We start from the raw sequence: 2981 nt of genomic DNA on the forward strand, positions 1-2981 counted from the left end.
GGGATACCACCATACTCTGGGACCTGTCTGATGAGTGTGCTATATTCAGATTGTTGCCGATTGTCGGGGATTGTCTGGATTAAAAGTATCAGTAATTCTGCTCTACAAATACTAGACAAGTCTAGACATTTGCTTCTTACTTCATCGGGAGCATGGGAGCGGCTATCCCTCGGTAAGCTTTCACGGTTTAGCCAACCGCGATAAATTTATGGCTGCATTTAAATCCCTGTCCATCGAATGACCGCAACTTTCACAGTTGTAAATCCTTTCTTTCAACGGCATATCTTGGATGTGTCCGCAATTTGAGTTAGAGTCGATGGGGAAATCACTTTCCCCACCTCTCATTCAGAACCGGACTTGAGACTTTCACCTCATCCGGCTCCTCTTTGACTGAGCTTTTTACACAAGCACCATAACTACCATCGCTGGCAGTTTTTGTATCATGGCAATGACGATGAAGAAGTTGGAGATTGCCATATTGGTCTTTCCCTCCCTGAGATTTTGGTTGAATATGGTCAATTTCCATAACATCGTCTTGCTTGAAATAGTTTCCGCAGTACGCACATTTTCCTTTCTGCTTTTGGAGTAGCCTTGCCATTCTCATTGGAATTTCAGGATGTTTTCCCAGTCTGGTTCCCCAGTAGGTAAAATCTCCGTCATAAACACTTCTGTTACCTTGAACCTTGACGAACCTTGTGATTTCTGTCTCGCCGTGTTTGGCTAACTTCAATCCTTCGGTCGTGCAGAATCTCCAGTTGTCCGTGCCTACTGTTTTCCAATATCTTGAGAATATTTCGTACTTATTGCTTTTTGGGCAACGACGAATAGCCCATCTTTTTAATTTTTGCCAGACTAGATAATCCATGTTGCTGAATGTTTCCTGACTGACAACATGGGAGTAGTAGTTTGACCAGCCTTTGATAATTGGATTAAGTTCAAGTATTAATTCGGACTGTTTTCCGTTAAGCTGACGGTCTATCACTTCTCCCAGTTTTTTCTGGTGGGTGGCTCTTTTTTCTTTGCTTGGGGTGATGAGCGTATTAAATCCTAGTGGATTACCGTTTGAATTTCTGGCACTTCTATATTTGCCAGTGGGATATTGTCGAATGTTAAAGCCAAGAAAGTTAAAACCATTTTGGTCTTCTACTGCTTCGAGTGTGTGACAGATTCTGGTTTTGCTTGGTTTTAATTCTAATCCCATTTCGGCTAACCATTCGGATATAATTCTCTGACAACCTTCGACAACTTCTTTTTCTTCGTGCATACACACAAAGTCATCAGCGTACCTGATTAGTGCAGTGGCTTTCACTTTGTCTCTCGGTCTAATTTTGTAGCCGTTGACATCCTTCCTATCGATTGATTTGACATACTCTTTAACCAGCTTTTCTAAACCATGTAAGGCTATATTTGCCAGTAAGGGGGATATTACCCCACCTTGAGGAGTACCTTCATCGGTCGTGAAGAGTTGGTTTCCATCCATTGCACCAGATTTAAGCCATGCCTGGATCTGCTGGGTGCATTCTTGGGAAGCTGTTAATCTTCTTTAGCAACGCTTGATGATTGATTTTATCGAAGCATTTAGCGATATCCGCATCCAATACATATCGAGGCTTTTGGTTGATATGTATGTAGATTGCGACTATAGCATCATGGCAGCTTCTACCCGGACGAAAACCATAGGAATTTTCCTCAAATATGGCTTCCCATTCCGGTTCGAGTGCTAACTTAGCTAAGGCTTGAGTTGCCCTGTCCCTGATTGTGGGTATTCCAAGTGGACGTTTTTCACCATTGGATTTGGGTATCCATACTCTGCGAGTTTTTCGACTTTTATCCGTAAGTTGTAATTGTCCTGCAAGTTTGAGACGTGCTTCTGGGGATAGAGATTTAATTCCATCCACTCCTGCCGTCTTCTTACCTTGATTATCTTGTGTTACCTTTCTGGTAGCTAGTAGCTTGGCTGACCGTGAATTTATCAGAGTCTTTTGAAGCCTGCGGACAGCTTTGTAATCACCACGACTTTTGGCTTTGTAAATGCGTGTTTGTAACTTGTAGACGACTCTTTCTACCTGTTTCCAGTTGATGTCTCTCCATTGCTGGTTTGACTCTTGACCTATACAGATAGGGATGTCATTCTCCCATTCCACCCTGAACTGTTGTTCGGTTTTAGACTTATACATTACTAATTACACCTTTACAATCTGAGTCAAAGTGTCTACGTCAGCATATCTTCGATATTACTCAAAGCTTTGGCTTCTTAGACAATCCTTCCCCTCGATTCATGCGGATGGTTTCCTGCTCAGATTTCGACCATTCTGAGAGATTTTGAGGGGTTACTTCGTTCCAAATCACCTTTTGTTTGAATCCTTAGAGTCCCACTTTCCACGCCCGTTTATGGGTAGTGCATACTGGTCAGACCTGCAATTGCCAGCACCGTTATCTTTGCCTTTTGGCTTGGGCAATAACTGTCGTAGCCCATTAAGCATCACGATGGTTCAGACGTGGATTCAAGCCGCAGCTTTACTCATAAATTCATGCTCGATGGTGTTCTGCGTACAGTTCGCAGTTACCACCTTTCTACCCCGCTTTACCAATTTTGATAACCAATCTCCTCAGTAGGGGTAGTGCTGTCACTACTGCACTTGTAGGGTATGACTTCTGCTTTCTAGGGTACTTGCAGTCACATACAAGGTAATTCAGTTGTCATCTACAGGGGATTAAAGTGCGAACTCAATCCTTTTAAGGATTACCCCAGAGAAGCCAGTTATCCCCCGTTTTCACGGTTTCGACTGAACGAATCGCACACAGGTCTTGCTTGATGGGAACCAGCGGTCGGCAACGACGATCTCGCAGCCAAACTTTTTAGCTTTGTATTCTAACTGGCGCTTGAATTCGTGGAATCCGCAGTCAGCTATTACCATACCGCAAGTTTGTGATTCTTTAGCATTCCACAGACATTCAAATCTTCTACTACTATCGTTGCG

The 2981-nt window shown here is 43.2% G+C and carries 4 protein-coding genes; all 4 read right to left on the bottom strand.

Going from position 1 to position 2981, the window contains the following annotated elements; genetic code table 11:
* Nucleotides 1-180: 180 nt before the first annotated feature.
* A complete protein-coding gene (locus tag QUB35_RS38715) occupies nucleotides 181-345 on the bottom strand; it encodes a zinc ribbon domain-containing protein (RefSeq protein ID WP_445252100.1) in 165 nt (54 codons plus the stop codon).
* Nucleotides 326-1480 (bottom strand): group II intron maturase-specific domain-containing protein, encoded by a 1155-nt coding sequence (locus tag QUB35_RS38720; protein WP_333148347.1) that lies wholly within the window; start codon nucleotides 1478-1480, stop codon nucleotides 326-328. The genes QUB35_RS38715 and QUB35_RS38720 overlap by 20 nt, the downstream gene beginning before the upstream one ends.
* Nucleotides 1481-1490: 10 nt before the next feature.
* A complete protein-coding gene (locus tag QUB35_RS38725) occupies nucleotides 1491-2177 on the bottom strand; it encodes a reverse transcriptase N-terminal domain-containing protein (RefSeq protein WP_333148350.1) in 687 nt (228 codons plus the stop codon).
* Nucleotides 2178-2774: 597 nt separating this feature from the next.
* Nucleotides 2775-2981, bottom strand: a 207-nt coding sequence (locus QUB35_RS38730; RefSeq protein ID WP_333148352.1) for a zinc ribbon domain-containing protein, incomplete at its 5' end; no start/stop codon positions are given.

The sequence above is a fragment of the Microcoleus sp. B13-B6 genome, assembly GCF_036705405.1.
GTDB lineage: Bacteria > Cyanobacteriota > Cyanobacteriia > Cyanobacteriales > Microcoleaceae > Microcoleus.

Coding starts and splice junctions, on each gene's coding strand:
- QUB35_RS38715 (WP_445252100.1), bottom strand. CDS start 345: ATGAGAGGTGGGGAAAGTGATTTCCCCATCGACTCTAACTCAAATTGC.
- QUB35_RS38720 (WP_333148347.1), bottom strand. CDS start 1,480: ATGGATGGAAACCAACTCTTCACGACCGATGAAGGTACTCCTCAAGGT.
- QUB35_RS38725 (WP_333148350.1), bottom strand. CDS start 2,177: ATGTATAAGTCTAAAACCGAACAACAGTTCAGGGTGGAATGGGAGAAT.